This window comes from Streptomyces sp. NPDC087859, assembly GCF_044742595.1.
Lineage (GTDB): Bacteria > Actinomycetota > Actinomycetes > Streptomycetales > Streptomycetaceae > Streptomyces > Streptomyces canus_F.
This window is the reverse complement of record NZ_JBIUUU010000013.1, coordinates 43,226-64,072: the sequence shown is the minus strand read 5'-3', so window position 1 is coordinate 64,072 and position 20,847 is coordinate 43,226. Positions and strand designations below refer to the sequence as shown.

Here is a 20,847-nt window from a genome sequence, read left to right as displayed (position 1 = left end):
CTGTGTGCCGGGATGTGGCATCGCATGCGTTCTGGGGAGTCAGTGACGCGCGCGGCGTGTTCGCTCTATGCGCCTCACCGCGAGTGTCACTCGCGGGCGTCCGGGATGGGGGAGCCCGAACCCGCGGACCCGGCAACCGACTCCTCGCTGTCCCGCCATCCCGTCACCAACGCCCGCAGTGCCCGCTCGTAGCAGTCGGCGACCGCGAGCTCCGGCGGCTCGTTCCCGGACAGCACCAGGGACACCAGGCCGTGGGCCGTTCCCCAGACCGACAGCGCGACGGCCTCGGGGTCGGACGCGGGACCGAACTGCCCGGCGAGCTGTCCGCGGCGCACGGCGTCGACGAGGGGCCGGTACGTCTCGACGACCTCGCGCGGCCGGTCCGTGTCGGACGGGCACTGGACGCTGCGGTCGGAGAAGAGGATCGCGTAGAGGTGCGGGTTGGCGACGGCGTACTCGCGGTAGGCCAGCCCGATCCGGATCACGTCGCCAGCCGGGTTGTCCGACGGGCGGACGGTGGCGAGGCGCTCGACGAAGAGGCGCACGGCTTCCTGGTACAGGCTGGTGAGCAGCCCGGCCTTGCTGCCGAAGAGCGAGTAGACCGCCGTGGTCGAGGTCTTCGCGTCGGCGGCGAGCTGTCGCAGGCTCAGCGCGGCCGTGCCCCGCTCGAAGACCGTGGCGGCCGCGCGGTGCAGGAGTTTGAGCCGGAGCGCTTCGTCGTGTGTCTTGGGCTTGGCCATGGCGCCAGCGTATTGCAACGCCGTTACGAATGCTCTCCGGCGTGGCAGCTGGAGCGTCTGGGTGGGGTGGATGCAAGGCGTAGTGGTGGGCAAACAGGGTTGCGGTGAGCAATCAAAACACTGTTATGGTTCCAGGGCGGGCATCGAGAGCGCGCCTGAGGTGGGGGCCTGCGTACGGGTCCCACGTGGCCTGGACCGGTGCCTGGCTGGAGTGGCTCGGCCCGGTGCGGCCAGGCCGTGGTCGCCGCCAACACCGGCCTGGCCGCACCGGACGCCACGGCCGTAGCCCCGGACCGTGCCCTCCACCAGACCGCACATGTCCTCAGCCATGAGGAGAAGGCCGCCTACGACGCCGGTCACTTCCTCCAGGAGCAGCAGCCCGACCTTGCCGGCCGAGGCCGTCCTCTGCCTCGGCTGACAACAACTTCCCACTTATCCAGGAGTCTCCGTGTTTGAAAGATTCGGGCGTCTGCTCCACCGCAGGCGAAAGCCCCTGCTGATGCTGACCGTGCTGTTCGCCGTCCTGTCCGGGGCCTACGGCGCCGGAGTCTTCGGTTCCCTGACACCGCTCGGCTTCCAGGACCCCGGCTCGGACAGCGTGCGGGCGGCGCACATCGCCGAGAAGGCGTTCCCGCAGCGGACGCCCGACGCGGTGATCGTCTACCGCGACAAGGACCGCACCGTCGACGACCCGTCCTTCCGGCAGGCGGTCGTCTGGCAGCTGGAGTCGCTGCCGACGTCGGAGGTGACCGGCTACCTGGACTTCTGGACCACCAAGATGCCGGCGCAGGTCAGTCACGACCGGCACGCCACCTACGTCGCCCTGAACTTCCACGGCAGCAGCGAGAAGGCCAAGGAAGACGTGTACGAGGCGGTCAAGGACAAGATCCCGGCACCCGGCCTGGAGACCCTGCAAGGCGGAACGGTGCCCACCGGCCATCAGGCCAGCGAGAAGATCGAACACGACCTGAGAACCGCGGAAATCATCTCGGCTCCCGTGCTCTTCCTCCTCCTGCTCGTCGTGTTCGGCGGTCTGGCCGCGGCCTTCCTCCCACTGATCGTCGGCGTGCTCTCCATCCTCGGTTCGATGGCCGTCCTGCGGACCATCGCCAACATCACCGACGTCTCCGTGTTCTCCATGAGCCTGGTCACGATCCTGGGTCTCGCGGTCGCCATCGACTACGGCCTGCTGATCGTGAGCCGCTACCGCGAGGAACTGGCGGCCGGCCACACCGGCGAAGAGGCGATCGGACGCACCCTCGCCACGGCCGGCCGCACCGTGATGGTCTCCGGCACCACGGTCGCGGCGGCGCTGGCCGGCCTGACCCTCTTCCCGTCGACCTTCCTGAAGTCGATGTCGTACGGCGGTGTGGCAGCGGTCCTGCTGGCGGTGCTCTTCTCACTGGTCGCGCTGCCCGCGCTGCTCGCGGTCATGGGACCGAAGGTCAACGCCTTCCCGCTGCGCCGCAAGAAGGCCGCGCGTCCGATGGCGGCGGGTGAGGGTGCCTGGTACCGGTTCGGGCACGGACTGATGCGGCGGCGGTGGTTCGTGGTGGCCGGCGCGGTGGGTCTGCTGCTGACCCTCGCCCTGCCGTTCTCCAGGATCGAGTTCGGTTCCATCAACGCGCAACAGCTGCCCAGCACCTCCGAGGGCCGCCAGGTCTTCAACGCCATGGAGCACGACTTCGACGCCGACGCCGTGAAGTCCATCGACTCGCTGCTCGTCCTGAAGTCCGACGGGACCTCGGAGGAGCAGGGTGCGGCACTGAAGGCGTACGCCGAGCGGCTCGGCGCCACCGAGGGCGCCACCGGAGCCCGGATCAGCGGCATGGAGGGAACCACGGCCCGGGTGTCGGTCACCTACGACGGCAACCCCATCTCGACCCACGCGCGCGACCTGGTGAACCGGCTCAAGGACGTCCCCGAACCGCCGGGCGCCCGGGCGTACTTCGGCGGTGAGTCGGCGGTGTACGACGACACCCTGGACGCGCTCGGCGAGACCCTGCCGTGGATGCTGCTCTACATCGCGGTGATGACGTACATCCTGCTGTTCCTCGCGTTCGGCTCGGTGCTCCTGCCGCTGAAGGCGATCGCGATGAACATGCTGTCGCTGACCGCGACCTTCGGTGTCCTGGTCTGGATCTTCCAGGACGGCCACCTGCACCACCTGCTCGGCTTCGACCCGACGGGCAACATCGAGCCCAACATGCCGATCATGCTGTTCGCGCTGATCTTCGGACTCTCCATGGACTACGAGGTGTTCCTGGTGTCCCGGATGCGGGAGCAGTACGCCAAGCAGGGCGACAGTACAGAGGCTGTGGCGACCGGGCTGCAGTCCATCGGCCGCCTCGTCGTGAGCGCCGCGGTGCTGATGTGCGTGCCGCTCGCGGCGATCGGGATGAGCGATGTGCTGACGATCAAGCTCTTCGGTGTCGGCATGGTGTTCGCGGTCCTGGCGGACGTGCTGGTGGTGCGGGTCCTGCTGGGAACAGCCGTCATGAGGCTGCTGGGCAGGGCGGCCTGGTGGGCTCCGGGCCCGCTGGCCCGCTTCTACGACCGGTTCGGCATCAAGGAGGGCGACATGCCGGCAGAAGCCGACAAGCCGGTTCCCGTCGGGGTCTGAACCCGGGCGGAGTCCGAAATCCGGTCGGGGTCTGACCCCGGCAAGGGGCTGAAGTGCCTTCCGTGCGAGGCACTTCAGCCCCTGTCGCGTCTTCATGGCGTGCGCGGGAGTGCCGCCGGTGTCCAGTCGCCTTCTGGTCACCCCGCCGAGGGTTCACGCCGTCGGCTGCTCACCCCGCCCGCACGCCCGGCGCTGATGGCGACGGTGGTTCGCGTCCTCGTGGGCCAGCCGTCGCAGCAGCCTGACGACCGGCTCGAACAGCACGGTCGGCCGCATCCAACCGTCCCGACCGGGCGGACCGGGCCCGCGAGTGGCTCGCAACCCGTATGTGGAATGCTCAGCGGTCACCGGTGTTGTCCACGATCGGGGCGCGCCTGCTGGAGGGAGTGCAAGGAGCTTCATGAACACCGCAGCACGACTGCGCGGCCACGTCACCGCCATGCGCCTCCGCGACCCCAAGTCCGGCCTCGGGTCCAGCCTCACCCTCACCGTTTCCCCCGCCGCCCGCACCGGCTCCGCAGCGCCCCATGTCGCTTACCTCTGAGCGAAGCGTCGACGCCGAGAGCGTCAGACGAGAGATCCTCGACGAGGGCTCGGGATCGGAGCCCTATGTCCTGCGCGACGCCCGCGTCAGAGGGATGCTACGGCTCGACGGAGCCGAGATCCGGCGAGCCGTGCGGTTCGAGGCGTGCCTGTTCGACGAGGCCGTCAGCCTGGAGGGTGCGATGACGCTCGCCGTGACCCTCGTCGGCTGCACGCTGCCCGGGCTGAGGGCGTCAACCGCCCATCTCGGTGGGCGGCTTGACCTGCGCCGGTCGGTCATCGGCGAGCGCGACGGGACCGAGAGCGCCGTGGACCTGGTGCACGCCGACATCGCGGGCGGGGTACGACTCGACGGGGCCCATCTGGTCGCACCGGGGCGGGCCGCCCTGGAAGGGGGCGGGCTCGTCGCCCGTGGCGGCGTCTTCTGTGAGGACGGCTTCCACGCGGAGGGCGAAGTCGGCTTCCCCGGAGCTGAGTTGCCCGGAGGCCTGTGGATGCGCGGGGCGCGGATCAGTGTCGAGGCGGCGGACACGCTCGCCTTTCACGGAGACGCCGTGAGGACATCGAACGTACGGCTCCAGGGACTGCGGGCCGACGGCCGGATACGCCTGCGCGGCGCACAGGTTGACGACCTGGTCTCCTTCCGGGACGCCGAACTCACCGGATCCGGCTCCTCGTTGATGTGCGTGGGGATGCGGACCGAGGCGCTCGACCTGCAGTTCGCCCAACCGCCCACGGGCGGCGTGAACCTGCGCAACGCACACGCGAGCCGACTCCAGGACGACCCCCGTACCTGGCCCAAAACGCTGGGCCTCGACGGATTTACCTACGACTGGCTCGGCGAGACCGCGGGCACACGCCGCGAGGACGTGCGCAACCGGCTCGCGTGGCTGTGCCACCAGCCGGTCTACGCGCCGCAGCCCTACGAGCAACTCGCCTCGTACTACCGGCGGTCCGGGCACGAGGACGAGGCGCGCCGCGTACTCCTGGTGCGGGAGCGACAGCGCCGGGCGACACTCGGTTCGGCCGGCCGGGCCTGGGGCTGGCTACTCGACGCAACCGTGGGGTACGGGTACCGGCCATGGATCGCCGGGATCTGGCTTGCGGCGCTCACACTGCTCGGCTCGGTCGTCTTCGCCGCGCACACGCCCGTACCGAACAAGAAGGGTGAGGGCGCACCGTTCAACCCCATCGCGTACGCCCTCGATCTGATGGTGCCGTTCGGCGGGCTCGGCCAGCGCGACGGCTGGCACTGGGACGAGGGGACCGTACAAGGGCTCGCGTACGGGCTGATCGCGGTCGGCTGGATCCTGACAACGACGGTCGTGGCGGGCGTGACGCGGACCCTGAGCCGCAATTGACTCGGCTTCGGTGCCGGCGGGCGTGTGGGTGCGGGGCTTCGTCGAGGTGAGCACGTAAGCAGGTCGGTGGTCACGGTCAGGTGCTGCAAGTTCACCGCTTTGTGCGCCGACCTCATTGAGGAGGGCGCACGTCGGCACGTCCCGTGACCACTTGCGGCCGGGGGCGCCTACCTTCCGGCCGCTGCAAGCAGCACATCGACCAAGCGCTCGGCGGCATCGGGGCGACCGTGCGCACGGGCGCGTTCTGCCATGGCCGCGCGCTGTGCCGGGTCCGTCAACAGCGGTGCCACGGCGTCCCGTAGCCGCTGGGCGGACACGTCGTCGATCAGTGCGACGGCGGCTCCGTTGTCGGCCAAGTGACGTGCGTTGTGGGCCTGTTCGTTGCCGGCCGAGGTGGCGAGCGGGACGAACACGGCCGGTTTGCCCAGTGCGGTCAGCTCGGCGATCGTCCCCGCGCCGCTGCGGGAGATCACCACGTCCGCCAGCGCCAGGACGTCCGGCAGCTCAGCCCCCACGTACCCGGTCAGGTGATAGCGCGCCGCACCCCACGCGGGCAGATGCCCGGTCTGCCGGCGCAGCTCCTCGACGTTGTCCCGCCCGCACTGGTGGATCACGTTGGCGTGCTCCACCAGCCACGGCAGCACGTCACGCACCAGAGTGTTGACCTGCTGGGACCCCTGCGCGCCGCCGGTCACGTAGACGGTGGGAAGCCGCGGGTCGAACCCCTGCAAACCCAGGGCGTCGACCGCCTTCTGGGCCTGCCCGGTGAACACCTCCGGTCGCACCGGGTTGCCTGTCACCACCGCTGCGGCGCGCACGCTCTCGGGCAGGAGCGGCAGCGTGGACGGTGAGGACACCGCGACCCGCGTCGCTGCTGCGGCCAGGGTCCGGTTGGCCAGCCCCAGTCGCACGGTCTGCTCGTGCACGACCAGCGGGACGCGGCACAAACGGGTCGCGGCCACACCGACCGGGACCGCCACGTAGCCGCCCGTCGCCAGCACCACATCCGGACCGAAACGGTTGATCGCTTTGCGGGCCTGCAGTACACCGAGCGGAACGCGGCTCATGTCCGCGATGTTCGCCGGGGACACCATCTTGATCGGGTTCTTCGACCGCCGGATCTTGCCGACCGCCACCGACTCGAAGCCGATGCCCTCGGCCGCCGCAACCCGCGACTCCAGGCTGTCCGCCTCTCCTACCCACAGGACGTCCAACCGGTCACCCTGCGCCGCCAGACGGGCCTGAAGCGTCCGCACCGCGGTGAGGGCCGGATACGTGTGACCGCCGGTCCCACCACCCGTGACGAGCAGACGGAAGGGACGGTGATCGCTGTTCATGCTGATGGCTCCAGTTGCTGCGAGTTCGGGCCGGGACGGAACCCCCGGACGGATCCGCGGGCCTACGCCTGAGCCTCCCACAGACAACGGTAACGGTGCCCCGCACCGACTATGGGCGCCGCATGCCGACCGGACCACTTGGTGGGGGAGAGGCCGGGCGATCCAACCACCCACCCGCTCGGGCACCGACGTCACTCACGCATCCCTGCGGGAACGACGTTTCACATCATGGTTTGGTGCTCGAATCACTCCCTGCCGAGCGGAAGTCGGCGCACCTCTCGGATGCCCCCGGCGGTTGGTGACGGTCAGGCGTCTTCCGATGCCTCAACTGCTGGGCCGACAGGGCCCCCAAGAGGTGGGCCGCAACGTCCGCGTCCCATTCAACTGGCGTTGGGTGTGGCTCGAGGCGCGCAAGCAAACCCGGCGAGGCGGGGGGCTAACGCTGAGGCGGCTGTGACGGCTCTGTGGCCGGAGGAGTGGCTTCCGTCATACTCGGGTCGCCGCTGCCCTGGTGAGGTGACTGAATGCGTACCGTCCTTCCCGCACTGCGCGGCTGTCTGCCGCCTCTGCTGGTTCACCTCCTGATAGGTGTCCCCGCGGCCGTCGCCATTCTCTGCACGCGTTGGTACATCGCCTACGGCCACTGCGAGTACGCCGACCTGGGGCGCCGGGACCTGGACGGCTGCACCTACGACCAGATCGAGAACGGCGACTTCGCTCTGATCGCCATGATCCTTTTCGGCGCTCTTGTCCTCCTCCTGCTCCTCCTCTTCGACGTCCTCCGCCCCCTGTACACCGGCCGCCCCCTCACGCCACGCCTCCTGACCCTGCCGGCACTCCTGATCCCGTACGCGGTGTACGTGATGAACGGGGGGTGGTGAGGGTGGCGTCCTGCACGGCGCCGCGCGTGTGGGCCGATGCGCACTGGCACGCGCGTAGGTGACCGCCTAGGTTGCCTGGACACCGAAGGTGCGGAGCACACAGTTGTCGAGCAGCACCCCGAACCGCATAGGTGAGTCCACTGCCGGAGCTTCGGCCACAACGTCCCCGGTGAGTGTGAGAGCGTCAACATCCGCCCAGCCCCCTCGGAACAGGACGACGCCGAGCTCTGCCTCGCTGGGGTCTGAGATCAGCACACCGATTGAATCGGGATCCTGAACCCGGCCGCGCTCCGTCTGCAGGACCTGCGGCCACGCCGCTGCCTCATCCCGCCAGGTCACAGCTTCCACGAGCAGTCCGGCTCGTTCCCAGCCTCGGCGACGCTCGGTGATTTCGACGGCGGCCCGATCAAGGTCAACGATGCGTTCCATGACGCGATACTCACCCACGCGGGTCGCACCATCCACGGAATAGCACGTTACTGACGGAGTCGCCGACGTCGTGGCCTGCGGTGGTTCAGTCCCAGGGACCATGAACCCGGATAGGGCGCCGCTACATCGGTGTTGGCGGCTAGGCTGCGGTCGAGATGAGTATGGAAGACAAGATGGAGACCGCCTGCCGGATCTGCGGATACGACGACGGCGACGCGGTGTTCAACGAATACGGAGTGCCGCAGTACGTCATCTGCCCTTGCTGCTACAACGAGTCCGGTATTGGCGATGACAACGTGTCACAGGTCCGTGAGCTGCGCGGATACTGGGTTGCCAGCGGCGACTTGTGGCACGATCCGAAGTTCCGGCCAGCCGACTGGGACGTGATGAAGCAGCTCGCCAACATTCCGCCCGAGTGGCGCTGACCGGGAACGTCCAGTTCAGCTGTCTGGCGGGTCCGGCGGTAGCGGATGAGGGTTGCGGCGATGCCGGTGAAGGTGAGGAAGTGTTCGGCCTTGGCCTCGTAGCACCGGTGCGGCCGGCTCACGGTGCGCTCGACACTCCACCGGTGCCGCCCCAGGCGGGTTGAGGATTCGATACCCCGGTGGGCGATACATGCGTGAGCTGAGCACGTCGGCAGGAACCCGTGTCGGCGGCACAGTGGGAGTGCGACCAGGACTATTTCTGCATGTACCGCCAGGAATTGGGCATGCGTGACCGAATTTCCTTGTACTACTGCTCCCTTCAGCCACGCGAGCTATGACTGGACGCCCGTCTGGTATGTCAGGCCCTGCTAATGCCTGCCGGTGTCCGTATCGGCTCACCTTGGCCCTGGCCGGGCCTCACCGCCGGTCGACAGCCACTCGGAGTCCGCGGATCACATAGCCCCCTATCTCGTCCTGGAACGTGACGCGGGGCGGAGTGATCATGCGGATGCCCTCAAGAGCGAAGAGGTGACCGAGAAAGACGTTGGCCTCCATCAACGCGATGTCGGCACCGGGGCAGCGGTGCGGTCCGTCGCCGAAGGACAGAGCGGCCGCGTATCGGCCGGTCGTCGTCGGCCTGTCGGGCCGGACCGCTGTCGGAGTGTCGCCCACGGCCTCCGGGTCGGTGTTCGCCTCGTCCACGAAAATCTCGACCAGCGCGTCTTCGGGCACGGTGACCTGCCCGTCCGTGCTCGGCAGGCTCAGGGCGCCGGTGGTCCTCCGCTTGAGGCGGGCGACTGCGGGCTCCAGGCGCAGGAGTACGTGAATCACCGCCAGGCGTTCGCTCTCACTTCCGGTCGTGTAGCGCTCGCGCAGTGCGGCGTCGGTGAACAGATGCCATGCGGCGACGCTGATGAACTCCCGCGTGGTGACCATGCCGGCGGCGGCGTAGGTGAGGCACTCGCCGAGGATCTCGGCATGGGAACAACCCTCGGCGATCAGGTGCGAGATCAGGTTGTCCGCGGGCCGTTCGCGGTGGGCGCGGACGGCTGGGCGGACGTCGGCGAGGTAGATCCGCAGCCAGTTGCTGTTCTGGCGGAACAACCAGTAGATCCCGTGCCAACTGGTCAGCCCGGGCCTGCCGAATTCCTCGGGGAAGAAGCGCTCCAGCCGCCGCTGGATCCCGCGTCTGCTGCGGGTCAGGCCGATCACCCCGCACGCCACGTCGATCGAGACGCCGAAGGTGAGGTCCTCCAGCCACGCCTCGCCCTCGCTCTGCAGGGTGTCGAGGTGCCGGCGCGCGATGCGCTCGGTCAGTTCCCGGTAGTGCTCGTCCACGCGGCGGGGTGTGAAGTAGCGGGCGGTCTGACGGCGGTGTTCGCGGTGCTCAAGGCCGTCGCGGTACAGCACGGGCCGCCGGATCCGAGCCGGCATCTTCTCAACGGTCTCGATGCCGAGGCCCGCCTGTACGGTGTCGGTGCTGCGCAGAACGGCGCGTGCCGCCTGATAGCCGCGTACCTGCCACGTACCGTCGTCCCCACGGTCGATCGGGCAGACGGGTCCGGTGCGATCCCTGCGAATCTTGCGTGCGTCGTCGGCTCGATCCATCGACTGCTGCCTCCGTCGTCGTGTCGACACCCTGGTGGGAGGAGCCCGCTGTCAGGCATGTGCGGCCAGACTTCACGATGGCCTGCCCTTGCCGCTAGTGCCTGGTCCGCCAGGGGCCGTGGCTCGTCCTCGACGCCCGGACCGCGCGCCCGCCGGAAGTCCGGTGCTAAGGAGCGGTGGGCTGCTGGGGGGAGCGGAGCACGAGCAGGGTGATCTCGCTGGGGGCGAAGATGCGGAACGGCGGGCCCCAGAAGCCGGTGCCGCGGCTGGTGTAGAGGAGGGTGCGCGTGCCGTGGTGGCTGAGGCCGGCGACGGCGGGCTGGTCGATACGGACCAGGTAATGGAAGGGCCAGATCTGGCCGCCGTGGGTGTGGCCGGAGAGTTGCAGGTCGATGCCCGCGTCTGCCGCCCGGTCGACGAACTTCGGCTGGTGGGCCAGCAGCAGAACGGGGAGATCGGGATCGGCGCCGTCCAGGGCTCCGGCGAGGTGGGCGCGGTGGCCGGCCAGGCCGGAGGATTCGGCGGTGACGTCGTCCACGCCGGCGACCACGAGGGTGTCGCCGCCACGTTCGAGCAGCAGATGGCGGTTACGCAGCGGTTCCCAGCCCAACTCGTCCATCAGGTCCACCCAGCCCTGTGCCTCGCTGTAGTACTCGTGGTTGCCGGTGACGTAGACCCGGGCCCGGGTGGCCCGCACAGTGCCGAGCGGGGCGGCCTGGGCGCGGCGGCGGTCGGCCGTGCCGTCCGCGATGTCGCCGGTGTGGCAGACGAGGTCGGCCTCCAGTGTGTTCACCACCTCGCAGACCCGTGCCGACCAGCGGGCGCGGTCGAGGGGGCCGTAGTGCGTGTCAGTGATGAGAGCGACACGGGTGCCGTCCAGTCCGGCTCCCAGGCGGGGGAGCGGCACGTCCAGTTCACGTACGCGGGGTACGCGACGGGCCTCGGCGTACCCCCAGGCGAGCAGTACGACGGCCACACCGAGGACGGTCCAGGTCACGATGCGGGCCCGATCCTGCCCGTCCCCGACGCCGGCCACGGTCAGCGCAAGCCGCAGCAGGACGCCGAGCAGAACGGACCAGGTGAACAGGACCCAGCTGCTGCCCAGCAGGGTGTCACCTGTGATTGCCGCCCAGTCCTGTTGGCGCCGGCCGTGGCCACGCATCATCGCGATCGGCATACCGATCAGACCGAGGACGAACAGGGCGGTGCCGACCAGAGTGACGGGCAGAGGCCAGTGCTGGCCGGAGTACAGCAGTACCCAGCAGGGCACAGTCCACAGCAGGATGGGTGCAATCAGGGGGATGTAGCGCATCAGCCGGTGCAGTCGGCTCGGTCGGGCCGCTTGCGCTTCATCGTCCGCTGGGCGGGTGTCGCTGGTGTTGGTCACGCTGCTCCTCCTGATGCTCTGTCCCTTGAATCATGCCTCTTGCGGTGCCGGATGGCGGACGGCGCAGTCGTCGCACCAGAGACCCGTCCATGGCTTTGGCGTGATCCGTCGCGCATGCCCCGATTCTGTTGTGGTCACGATTGCGAGAGGAGCTGGCGAACTCACGTAGTCCCCGGGGCTGTTGGAGATGCGGGATCGGCTGCGGCTGGAGGTCGCCGAACGGTTCACGCAGGGGGCCAAACCGGGCCCAGCGCGGGGGAGTTGCGGGTGACGGTGCGGTCGATGCGGCGCTGGCGGCGTACGTGGGAAGAGTCGCAACACATCCCGGCACATGCCCCGAACCGCATCCACCTCCGTGAGAGCGCGCAGCCCCACGAGATAGCCAGGACCACAACACCCCACGTCCTCGCGGACCTGCCGCACGCGGTGAAGCCCGGCGAGCTCAGTCGCTGAGTTCCGTTCCGCACAGCGTGGGCACGACGGTCTCCGGGTCGCCGCTGAGGGCCGTGGCCGTGACCCAGCCCGTGTCGCCGCTCTGGAGAAGCAGTTGGACCCAGACCGCGCTCGTCTTGACCTTGTCGCCCGGCCCGGGAGACCCGTCCCCGGTCGGAGGGAGCTGCACCGAACCGTCCGGGACGGTCATGGGGACGACAACGCGGGTTACCGAACCCTCCGACACGTCCGCCGCCTCGGAGGCGTACTGCACCTGCAGGCAGGCGGACGACAGCTTGGCCACGGTGTCCGTCACGGAGTCCCCGGCGGACACCTCCGGCAGGACGAGAGCGACGTCACCGGAGTCCGCGCAGGACGAGGCCGACGCGCTCGGTACCGGCTCGTCCTGCGGTATGTCGGATATCGTCAGCCTGCTGCCCGGCTCGGCATCCGTCATGTCGATCTGACGTACCGGAAGATCACGGTGAGATAACCTTCGGGATTGATTGCGAACTGGTGTTCAGCTCCCGCGTCCACCGCGAAAACCCCGATCGGAGTCACAAAAGATCGACCTACGGTAAAGGTGATCTTCCTTGAGGAATCCAGTGTGAATGTCACCGGCGAGAATGTTGTTGACAGCTGAGCGCACGCCTTGAAACGGAGCGGAGTGCTTGCTGCCACGGGGCCACGGAGATCGCGCAAGTCCTCAGGCGCAGGGATTCGGAGCTCAGCGGCATCTCGCCGGGGCTGCTTCCCGCATCGTCTGTCTCTCCGTGGTCCTCACTCGGTCAGTGTGGAGGCGAGGGCCTCGGTTGCGTCCACGAGCTCGTCGTCTTTCTCGGCCAGGAGGCGCGGGATGATGCTGCGCTGGGCGTGCACGGCCCGGCGGGCGGCCGATTCCCACTCGACATGGTCACCGTGGCGGCGTCGGAGCTTCGGGTAGGCGGCGGCCGTGGTCTCCCATTGCCGGGCGTCGGCTATGTTCCGCAGCAGGCCCAGGATCTGCACGCGGCACGACGTCTGCGGGCGCTGGGCCAGGTCCCACAGGAAGGGGACCGTGACGGCCGTTGCCTGTCCGACGACGAAGCCGTGCCGGCAGATCCGGTGCCGCAATCGGTCCAGCGCGTGCTGCGAGGCGGACTTGTCGCCCGAGGCGATGGCGGCGAGCAGGTAGGGGATGGCGGCGGCAGATCCCGACGAGTCCTCGATGTCGCCCCAGGAGACGAGACCGACGTCCCGGAGCGTGGTAGCCGGCTGTGGCGAAGGCACGGCTCGCTGACCGTTTCGGAGCTCGGTACGCGGCTTCATGTCAGGCGCAACCTGTGGGCAGCATGGCCCAGACGGTCTTGTACCGGGGTGTGTGGCGGGTCCAGCCCCAGTGCTGCGCGAGGGCCTCGACGATGAACAGGCCACGGCCGTGTTCGCTGAGCATGTTCGGTGCCTGCGCCGTGTGCGGAAGTCCGTCGCCCTGGTCGGTCACGGCGCACACCAGGTGGGCCGTGCGGCGCGTGAGCCGCAGCCACACCTCCGACTCGGTGTCGTCGAGGGTGTCGCTGCTTCGGCCGTGCAGCATGGCATTGGCGGTGAGTTCGGAGACGACGGTCAGCGCGTCGTCCCGGCACTCGTCCAACTCCCACTGGTCCAGGACGCGTTCGGTGAACTCGCGTGCCTGTGCGCATCCCTCGCTGCTGCCGGGCAGGCGCAGGGTGGCGCTCCTGCCGGTGGTGCGCGAAGCGGAGGCGAGGGCCGCGGCCCGCTGTGCCGGGAGCACGGCCGGGCCAGACCAGGGTGCTGGGCGCGCGGGCTGCGACACGGCATCTCCTGAAGTGGCGTCAGGACGTCTGGACTAGGCGCCAGCACGGACGTTGGCGACGGGGTTATTATCCACGTCGACAGCCAGTCCGTGCAATTTCACGAGAAATTGCACGCGTGGATCGAGCCAGTCATGCGCGAGGAGACTGCAGTGCCATCAGTTCCGAATGGGGTGCAAGCGAGTTCACTGGAGGTCCGCTGGACCAAGAGCCGCCACAGCAACGCCGAAGGCAACTGCGTGGAGGTGGCGTCCCTGGCCGAGGGAGGCGTGGCGGTACGCAACTCCCGTGATCCGCACGGTCCCGCGTTGATCTACACGTCCGCCGAGGTCGCGGCCTTCCTGGCCGGTGTGAAGGATGGCGAGTTCGACGACCTCATGTGAAAGGTGATGCGCGCCGTCCGTACCGGGCGCAGGCCCGGACATGCGCACAGCGGCCAACCGGTGCGATAATGCAGGCTGTTGCCTTCTGCCCACCGGGAGTCAGGATGCCCTCCGAGTCGCCTCGCGTCTCCCGTCTCGAGCCGTACCTGCAGCGCACCGAGCCCGCGCCGACTTTGCTGAAGATGCTGGTCGGCGTGCAGTTGGCGGGTCTGCGCGAGGATGCGGGCATGGCGCAGGAGCAGGCGGCGCGGGCCGTGGGGTTCAGCCCGGCGAAACTGTCCCGTATCGAGGCGGGCAAGGGCCGCCGTCCACCCACCGAGGATGATGTCCGCGCGCTGCTGGACTTCTACAAGACGGAGGAGTACGAGGCGTCCGTCCTGCTGCAACTGCTGCGGCGGGCCGGTGAGCCCGGGTGGTGGCAGCGTTTCGACAAACGGTTGGTGCCGGAGTGGTTCGACCGGCTCGTCGGGTTGCAGGAAGCGGCCGATTTCATCCGTACGTTCGAGATCCAGTACGTTCCCGGACTGCTCCAGACGCCGGCCTACACGCGCGCCGTCGTGGAGCGCGGTCTGCCCTCGGCTCCGAGCCGCGAGGTGAACCGGCGCGTGGAGCTGCGCATGAAGCGGGCGGAACTGCTGGGGCGGCCGGACGCGCCACAGCTGTGGGCGATCGTCGACGAGTCGGTGCTGCTGCGGGTCCTGGGCAGCCGCGAGATCATGCGCGAACAGCTGGAACACCTCATCGCCATGGCCGAGCAGTCGCACGTCGTCGTGCAGGTCGTCCCCCTGGACGCGACCAACGCGTCCGCACCGGCCATCCCGGTCACGTACCTGCGCTTCGGCGGCCTCGATCTCCCGGACATCGTCTACCTGGAGCACATCAGGAGCGCCACGTTCCTGGAGGACCGTGACGAGACCGAGCAGTACCGTGTGGCGCTCGACCAACTGGCCGACGACGCGCTCAGCCCCCGAGACTCTCTTGACTGCCTGCGCGAGACCGCCAAGCTGCGCTACGGGGGCCCGTGAGCCGGTGCCGCTCCGTCACAGGATGCGGCCACATCCCCCGAACTCGACCCATTCCTGGGTCAGCTGACGCGGCGCCACCTCGGTGTCGGGCCGCCAGGTGGACACCTCCACGAGGCCGGGCTCGAGGATCTCCAGCCCCTCGAACCACTGCGCGACGTCCTTCTCCTCGCGCACCCGGCCCCAGTGCCCCTGCGTGGCCTTGTCCATGAAGTCGGTGACGAACTCCCGCACCTTGGGGTCCTCGCTGACCAGTTGGCACATCACCAGGCAACTGCCGGGCACGAGCCGCTCGGTCACCCGCTTCACCACCGCGAGCGGGCCTTCCGTGTCGCTGTCCGGAATGCAGTGGAACACCGAGTTGAAGAGCACGCCCACGGGCTGAGAGAAGTCGATCAGCCGCTGGGTGTCGGGGTGGGAGAAGATCACGTCGGTGTCGCGCAGGTCGGCCTGGATCACGGCCGTGCGGTCGTTCTGGTCCAGCAGGGCCCGGCCGTGCACCAGAACCATCGGATCGTTGTCCGCGTACACGACGCGCGAGGTCGGATCGATGCGCTGGGCCACCTGGTGCACGTTGTCCTGCGTGGGCAGACCGGACCCGTGGTCCAGGAACTGCCGGATGCCGTACTCCTGCGCCAGCGTCCCCACCACCCGCTGCAGGAAGCGCCGGTTGTTCAGCGCCAGCGCCCGGGTGCTGGGCACCACCTTGTCCAGCTCCTCGCAGGCGGCACGGTCGACCGCGTAGTTGTCCTTGCCGCCCAGGTAGTGGTCGTACATGCGCGCGGCCGTCGGAACCGTGGCGTCGATCTTGGTGGACAACCGCTTCCCGGACTCCATCGTCTCCCCAGTCGTGTACCGCACCGAGCTGACCGGTGCATCAGGCAATACATCCTAGGGACAAGGCACTTGGCGCATCCACCGTCTCTACAAAGTCCAGCCCGCCGCGGCCGGGACGGGCGGCGGCCGGTTGGCGGCAGAACGCCGCCGACGCCGAAGCCGATCTGTCCGTCGCAGGCCCCGTCTGGGATGCTGGGGGCCAGTATGGACAGGGGGGACGGTGTTTACGGAACCTATGGCGCGAGCCGTTGTGGAACCGGCAGTGCTTCAGTTGCTACGGCGATACCCCCGTGGTAGGTCGCACGACACGACGGTCTCATTCGGTGGGGACGACTTCAGCATGTGTGCCCACCTACGGGCGCAGTGGGCGGCACCCGGGCAGGTGGACATCGCACTGGCCTGTTGGGTGGTCAACATGGACACCGCGCGCTATCTCGGTGGCAACCCGCCTGCCGAAAAGGAGATGTTCCTGCCGCCGGAAGGCACAGCGCGGTGGGACGAGGAACTGACCAGCCGGGTGATCGGCCACCTCGCGGCTCGGATGAACGCTCTTGCCACCGCCCGGCCGACCACCGACGAACACCTCACCATCACCGTGCCTCTCGTCCTGACGTAGTCCGACGTCGGCGGCTGCTTCGAGCGCGCAGCACCGTGCCGTCCGCCCCGGTTGGGCTCCTTGACCGGACATCCTGCGTCAGGACGGCTGGGTGTTCCACGTTTCACTGGTGTGCGGGGCGTCCTTGGTGAAGGGACTGTCCACGAACGCGACCAGGGCCATGGTGGCGGCATCGGGTTCCTCGTTCGCCGGTCGATCGGTGATCGTCTGGGGCAACATCACCGGCGCCGTGGTCCCCTGTTCCTCGTGGGCGGGGCGTAGTTGAACGCGGATGCCGTGTCGGTCGGCCAGTCGACCCACCACGAAAAGGCCCATGCGCTGGGAGATCGCGGCGTCGACGGTGGGCGGGTCGGCGAGGATGCGGTTGATGTCTGCTAGCTCCTCGTGGGGCAGGCCTATGCCCCGGTCGTGTATCTCGAGGATGGTCCGGCCGTCGGGCAGCCGTGCGGCGGTGATGTGGACCGGGACGTGCGGGGAGGAGAAGGCTGCTGCGTTCTCCAGGAGTTCGGCGAGCAGGTGGACCAGGTCGTTGATGGCGCGCCCATCGATCTGGGCTTCCGGGATGCCGGAGAGCTGGATGCGCTCGTACTGCTCCACTTCCGAGACCGCGGCGCGCACGACGTCGACGAGAGGCATGGGCTGGTCCCACTGCTGGGCGGGGGTCTCGCCGCTGAGCACCAGGAGGTTCTCGCCGTTGCGGCGCACACGTGTGGCGAGGTGGTCGAGGTGGAAGAGGTTCTCCAGCTGGTCGGGGTCGGCTTCCCTGCCCTCCAGTTCGGAGATCATGGCGAGCTGGCGCTCGATGAGAGGCTGGCTGCGGCGCGCCAGGTTGCCGAGGATGGTGTTGATGTTGGCGCGCAGCAGGGCCTGTTGGGCGGCGAGCCGGACGGCTTCGCGGTGGACGTGGTCGAAGGCGCGGGCTACTTCGCCGATCTCGTCCGTGCTGGTGATAGGGATCGGTTCGACGTCGGAGTCGACCCGGCCCGGGACGGCGCGGGTGAGCTGGGTCAGCCGGTCCGGCAGCCGCTCTGCGGCGATGGCATGGGCGGAGGCGCTGAGGCGGCGCATGCTGGTGCTCATCGTACGGGCCACCCAGTTCGCGAGGAGGAAGGCGACGAGGATGGAAGCGAGCACGAGCGCTGCGTTGACGATGGCGTCGTTGCGGGCGTCGTCGGCTATGTCGTGGGCTTCGGACAGCGCGGTGCTGGTCAGGTATACCTCGACGCTGCGGTAGGCGTCGAAGCTGAGGGTGGAGGCGGCGAAGAACGTCGCGGGCGTGACGCCGCGTTGGGTGAGTCGTGTGGCCGTGGCGCCGGAGGCGATGGCGCTGGTCATCGTGTCCAGACTCGGCGGGGGGACGAAGGTCCGCCCGGCTGCCTCGGCCTGCGCCCGGGCCTCTACGATCTGCTGCCGCCCCTTCACCTCCGCGTTCGCGAGCGCCTTGCGCAACCGGGCCACATCGTCGGTGGCGGCGAAGCCGGCGTACTCCTGCAGCGCCACCTGCTCGAGGTAGACGTAGGAGCTGAACGAGGCGAGCTGGGACTGGAGTTCACCCTGGGCGAGCTTGCTGCGGTCCTCCACGAGGAGGTGCGTGCCGATGGCGCGGATCAGCGACTCGGCCGCCTGGGTGAGTGAGATGGCGTACAGGGTGCGGCCGAAGGTGGCCTGGCTGCTGATGCCGAAGCCCAGTTCGTTCGAGATTTCCATCAGCGGGTGCTGGACGGCGTGGTAGCTCTCCTCGGTCTGCACGCCGGTCAGGTTGGCGGTGAAGGCGTTGGCGCGTACCGTGGCGAGGCGCTTCTCGCCTGCGCGGACGAGTTGGACCCGGCGCTCGAGGCTGGCGGTTCCCGGCATGCGGGCGACCGCCTCGTCGAACTTTTTCGCGTCCTGGTCGGTGATCTGCCGGGCTCTGGCGACGGTGTCGGAGTCGCGCTCGCCTTTCACCAACGGGATGACGGAGACGTCGCGTTCGTTGATGGCGTCGCTGGCGTAGGTGTTCGCCGCCTGGACCAGTTCCGCCACGCGGACCGCGTCCTTGGCGGTCTGCCAGGTGTCGACGGAGCGTTTGACGCGTACGCCGCCGAGGACGAGGGCGACGAGCACCGGGATCAGCAGGATGGCCTGAAGTTTTTGGGCCACACGCAAGTTGCGGGCATTGAATCTTCGGCCCGTGGCAGTGGGGGTGTGCGACACGGTCGTCCTATCGGCTCGGATCCGCCTCGTGTTCGACACTCTCCACAACGAGACGGTCACAGTGCGTTGTTCGGATCGGATCGTTCCGATGTGTAGCACTCTGCTTCCGCTGCTGACCCGTATTTCACTGAAGCGGTACACAGTTGAGCTTTCAAGTGACAGCTGGGCGGCGGTTTCGCCTCATCCGCTTCGATGTGGAGAACCGGGTCGCCAGTAGCCGGGGTCACGATCGCAGCGTGAGCAAAGGCGGCTTCTGGGGGCGCACCCTGCTCGGGGGCTTGCCGGCTCGACTGCGCGCCAACGGTGGAGCGGACAGACGTCCGGCCGCTGCGCTCAGTGTCCTTGCGGACTGCCAGCGGCCGGACGACCCGACGGTTCGCCATGCGATCGTGTCGAAACCCCCGGCGCAGGCGAAAATGGTGGAGGCCGTCGACGCGGCACCAGCCAGCCGCGCGACTCTGCTCGGGCGGGGAGGACCTACCGCCGGCAGCGCAGCGCGGGCCCTGCTGCCGTACCGCAGCGGGAGAGCTTCTTCTCTTCGGCCCTGTCGGCGGGTGCGCGGGTAGGTGACCCGTCCGCGTCAGGGGGTGAAGATCTGCTCAAGGTTGTCGATGGCTCCGTCCGCGCCGAGGTGGTACTGGAAAACCAGGCCGCTGTCGGGGTGTGCTTCCAGCCAGTCCAGGAACTCCTGGACACCGATGGGCTGGTTCTCGGTGCTCGCCACGATGGGGTTGGTGACGGTGATGTACGCCGCCTGATCCAGGGGCAGATAGGTCTCCTTGCCGACTGTCTCGAACGGCGCGCCATCGGAATCCGGTGTGCCGCAGCCCCAGTTGCCGTGCCGGATGATCAGGCTCAGGGACCCGCCTTCGGGCGTGTAGCGGTAGACAGCGATCTCGTCGGGCGAGATGGGCATCTTGTGGTCGCAGCCGTCGTCCTCGCCATCGGTCCCGGCAGCAGCCGGCGAGCCCTCGGCCGATGCCTTCGGTGAGGTCGCGGATGCCGGGGGAGAGGGCACCTTGCCGTCGGGCGACGCCGAGACCTTCCCGGCGGGGAGTGCTTTGGCGGACGCCGTTGCCTCGGCGCTGTTCTCCCCCTTGGCCGGTGAGGAAGTGGCAGCCGCCGCCGTACCCTCCGCATCCGAGGAGGTGGAGGAGCAGGCGGTGAGCGCCAGGACGCCGGCTGCCCATGCAGTCAGGGCGAGCGTCCGGAACGCGGTCTGTCTGCGGCGATGCGTGATCATCATGATGTGTCCCCCAAGGTGGTGGCAGCGGTTGCCTGCGTAACCGCGTGAGCTGGAGAGACCATATTCAGCCACACCGTGGCGCTTTCGATCACCCTGACGCCGTCCGTTGCGAACCGGTGACCAGACCGGCGAAATATGCGAGATCGGCTGCCTCCAGGACCACTTCCGGGCGCCGCGGTCAATCGAGGTGGTGGACGACGATGCGGGCGCCGACGCACTGACCGGACGCGGCAGCCTCGCAGGTGAGGGGGTGCTTGGCCTCAGTGGATCGCCGGGTCGAACACCTCGGCTGGAGTGTCCTGTCACCTGGGCTGGCTGGGGGCACTCCCGCTGGGGGATCTCGGTCATCCCGGCCGTGCCGGAGCACTGCCGCTGCACCCGGGGAGAAGACACCCCTCTTGAGGAATCCGGTGTCGTCCATGCTCTGGGACGACGTCCGGGGTGCCGAGCCCTTGGGCCACGTACGCCTGCACGTCGTCCCGGAGTTGGCCGGGATCCGCACTGCTTCGCGACAGCAAGTGGCGCAGCCGGTACGGCCCGTCGTGACTGGCGTCCTCGGCCAACTGCCAGCTGTTCTTGCGCCCGACCGGGCCGAACAGGCCCGCGTCCTTCGGACGCATCCACCCTGAGAGCTACCATCCTCACGGCGTCGGCAACCGTCCACGCCCAGGCGTCCGTCCGGAGCGAGCATGTCGTCCCAAGGTCCCGGTAAGACAGCGATGTGGGCGAAGGTCTTTGCCGCGTTTGTCCTCGCCCTCCTGGCCTTGGTGATCTACTTCGTGGCTTCCTTCCAGGGGTCGGGCGCGTTCCCCTGGTGAGTGTGGGCTCGCCGGCCAGCCCTGACGACGCGCGACACCCTCATTCAGCGACCTGCACGTCGGTGACGGCAATCAGGCTGCCGTGCCAGACGTTTTGACGGTCTTCAAAAAGTTAGCACCTCTCTCCAACCGCGTTTTACGTTGAGGCCCTCCGC

General features: G+C 68.6%; 20 protein-coding genes and 1 pseudogene. 8 read left to right on the top strand and 13 right to left on the bottom strand.

Annotated elements, in window-relative coordinates:
* Positions 1-86: 86 nt before the first annotated feature.
* The gene (locus tag ACIOHP_RS30710) at positions 87-740 is read right to left on the bottom strand and encodes a TetR/AcrR family transcriptional regulator (RefSeq protein WP_401892532.1); all 654 of its coding nucleotides are present in this window, start codon (positions 738-740) and stop codon (positions 87-89) included.
* 448 nt (positions 741-1,188) lie between these two features.
* Here ACIOHP_RS30710 and ACIOHP_RS30705 point away from each other — a divergent pair, with 448 nt between their 5' ends.
* Positions 1,189-3,363: an MMPL family transporter gene (locus tag ACIOHP_RS30705; RefSeq protein WP_401892530.1), complete on the top strand. Its 2,175-nt coding sequence runs from the start codon at positions 1,189-1,191 to the stop codon at positions 3,361-3,363.
* Positions 3,364-3,516: 153 nt separating this feature from the next.
* Here the strand turns inward: ACIOHP_RS30705 and ACIOHP_RS30700 are convergent, their stop codons facing one another.
* Complete coding sequence (locus ACIOHP_RS30700) at positions 3,517-3,639, bottom strand: hypothetical protein (RefSeq protein ID WP_401892528.1); 123 nt, start codon at positions 3,637-3,639, stop codon at positions 3,517-3,519.
* Positions 3,640-3,763: 124 nt separating this feature from the next.
* Between ACIOHP_RS30700 and ACIOHP_RS30695 the strand changes: the two genes are divergently transcribed.
* Together ACIOHP_RS30695 and ACIOHP_RS30690 are read left to right on the top strand one after the other, a co-directional pair.
* Positions 3,764-3,907: a hypothetical protein gene (locus ACIOHP_RS30695; protein ID WP_401892525.1), complete on the top strand. Its 144-nt coding sequence runs from the start codon at positions 3,764-3,766 to the stop codon at positions 3,905-3,907.
* Positions 3,891-5,267, top strand: a complete 1,377-nt coding sequence (locus ACIOHP_RS30690) for an oxidoreductase (RefSeq protein ID WP_401892524.1) — start codon at positions 3,891-3,893, stop codon at positions 5,265-5,267. Before ACIOHP_RS30695 ends, ACIOHP_RS30690 begins: the two co-directional genes overlap by 17 nt.
* Positions 5,268-5,434: 167 nt before the next feature.
* Here the strand turns inward: ACIOHP_RS30690 and ACIOHP_RS30685 are convergent, their stop codons facing one another.
* Complete coding sequence (locus ACIOHP_RS30685) at positions 5,435-6,604, bottom strand: UDP-N-acetylglucosamine--N-acetylmuramyl-(pentapeptide) pyrophosphoryl-undecaprenol N-acetylglucosamine transferase (RefSeq protein ID WP_401892521.1); 1,170 nt, start codon at positions 6,602-6,604, stop codon at positions 5,435-5,437.
* Positions 6,605-7,128: 524 nt separating this feature from the next.
* Between ACIOHP_RS30685 and ACIOHP_RS30680 the strand changes: the two genes are divergently transcribed.
* Positions 7,129-7,485, top strand: coding sequence for a hypothetical protein (locus ACIOHP_RS30680; RefSeq protein WP_401892519.1), 357 nt, complete (start codon positions 7,129-7,131; stop codon positions 7,483-7,485).
* Positions 7,486-7,551: 66 nt separating this feature from the next.
* Here ACIOHP_RS30680 and ACIOHP_RS30675 read toward each other — a convergent pair whose 3' ends face one another.
* Positions 7,552-7,914 (bottom strand): hypothetical protein, encoded by a 363-nt coding sequence (locus tag ACIOHP_RS30675; protein WP_401892516.1) that lies wholly within the window; start codon positions 7,912-7,914, stop codon positions 7,552-7,554.
* Positions 7,915-8,069: 155 nt separating this feature from the next.
* On the opposite strand from ACIOHP_RS30675, the gene ACIOHP_RS30670 reads away from it, so the two are divergent.
* Entirely contained in the window at positions 8,070-8,339 is a 270-nt protein-coding gene (locus ACIOHP_RS30670; RefSeq protein WP_401892514.1) for a hypothetical protein, read from the top strand.
* 32 nt (positions 8,340-8,371) lie between these two features.
* Here the strand turns inward: ACIOHP_RS30670 and ACIOHP_RS30665 are convergent.
* The 6 genes and pseudogenes from ACIOHP_RS30665 to ACIOHP_RS30640 form a co-directional block, all read right to left on the bottom strand.
* Positions 8,372-8,515: pseudogene (locus tag ACIOHP_RS30665) on the bottom strand (IS5/IS1182 family transposase); the annotation flags it as partial.
* A 241-nt stretch (positions 8,516-8,756) separates the two neighbouring features.
* Entirely contained in the window at positions 8,757-9,947 is a 1,191-nt protein-coding gene (locus tag ACIOHP_RS30660) for a cytochrome P450 (protein WP_401892511.1), read from the bottom strand.
* A gap of 166 nt (positions 9,948-10,113) precedes the next feature.
* Entirely contained in the window at positions 10,114-11,334 is a 1,221-nt protein-coding gene (locus ACIOHP_RS30655; RefSeq protein ID WP_401892509.1) for a metallophosphoesterase, read from the bottom strand.
* A 442-nt stretch (positions 11,335-11,776) separates the two neighbouring features.
* Positions 11,777-12,223 (bottom strand): hypothetical protein, encoded by a 447-nt coding sequence (locus ACIOHP_RS30650; protein ID WP_401892507.1) that lies wholly within the window; start codon positions 12,221-12,223, stop codon positions 11,777-11,779.
* A 323-nt stretch (positions 12,224-12,546) separates the two neighbouring features.
* On the bottom strand, positions 12,547-13,074 hold the full coding sequence (locus ACIOHP_RS30645) for a hypothetical protein (RefSeq protein WP_401892506.1): 528 nt from the start codon (positions 13,072-13,074) through the stop codon (positions 12,547-12,549).
* A gap of 1 nt (position 13,075) precedes the next feature.
* Positions 13,076-13,579 carry an ATP-binding protein gene (locus ACIOHP_RS30640; RefSeq protein ID WP_401892504.1) on the bottom strand — a complete coding sequence of 168 codons (504 nt, stop codon included), beginning with the start codon at positions 13,577-13,579 and terminating at the stop codon, positions 13,076-13,078.
* Between the two features lie 150 nt (positions 13,580-13,729).
* On the opposite strand from ACIOHP_RS30640, the gene ACIOHP_RS30635 reads away from it, so the two are divergent.
* Both ACIOHP_RS30635 and ACIOHP_RS30630 read left to right on the top strand, forming a co-directional pair.
* A complete protein-coding gene (locus ACIOHP_RS30635) occupies positions 13,730-13,960 on the top strand; it encodes a DUF397 domain-containing protein (protein ID WP_361556476.1) in 231 nt (76 codons plus the stop codon).
* Between the two features lie 104 nt (positions 13,961-14,064).
* Positions 14,065-14,985, top strand: a complete 921-nt coding sequence (locus ACIOHP_RS30630; protein WP_401892501.1) for a helix-turn-helix domain-containing protein — start codon at positions 14,065-14,067, stop codon at positions 14,983-14,985.
* Positions 14,986-15,000: 15 nt separating this feature from the next.
* Here the strand turns inward: ACIOHP_RS30630 and ACIOHP_RS30625 are convergent, their stop codons facing one another.
* Entirely contained in the window at positions 15,001-15,819 is an 819-nt protein-coding gene (locus tag ACIOHP_RS30625; RefSeq protein ID WP_361556580.1) for an SAM-dependent methyltransferase, read from the bottom strand.
* 340 nt (positions 15,820-16,159) lie between these two features.
* On the opposite strand from ACIOHP_RS30625, the gene ACIOHP_RS30620 reads away from it, so the two are divergent.
* On the top strand, positions 16,160-16,435 hold the full coding sequence (locus ACIOHP_RS30620) for a hypothetical protein (RefSeq protein WP_401892498.1): 276 nt from the start codon (positions 16,160-16,162) through the stop codon (positions 16,433-16,435).
* 78 nt (positions 16,436-16,513) lie between these two features.
* Here ACIOHP_RS30620 and ACIOHP_RS30615 read toward each other — a convergent pair whose 3' ends face one another.
* Complete coding sequence (locus tag ACIOHP_RS30615) at positions 16,514-18,574, bottom strand: nitrate- and nitrite sensing domain-containing protein (protein WP_401892496.1); 2,061 nt, start codon at positions 18,572-18,574, stop codon at positions 16,514-16,516.
* Positions 18,575-19,208: 634 nt separating this feature from the next.
* Complete coding sequence (locus ACIOHP_RS30610) at positions 19,209-19,874, bottom strand: hypothetical protein (RefSeq protein ID WP_401892493.1); 666 nt, start codon at positions 19,872-19,874, stop codon at positions 19,209-19,211.
* Positions 19,875-20,847 lie beyond the last annotated feature (973 nt).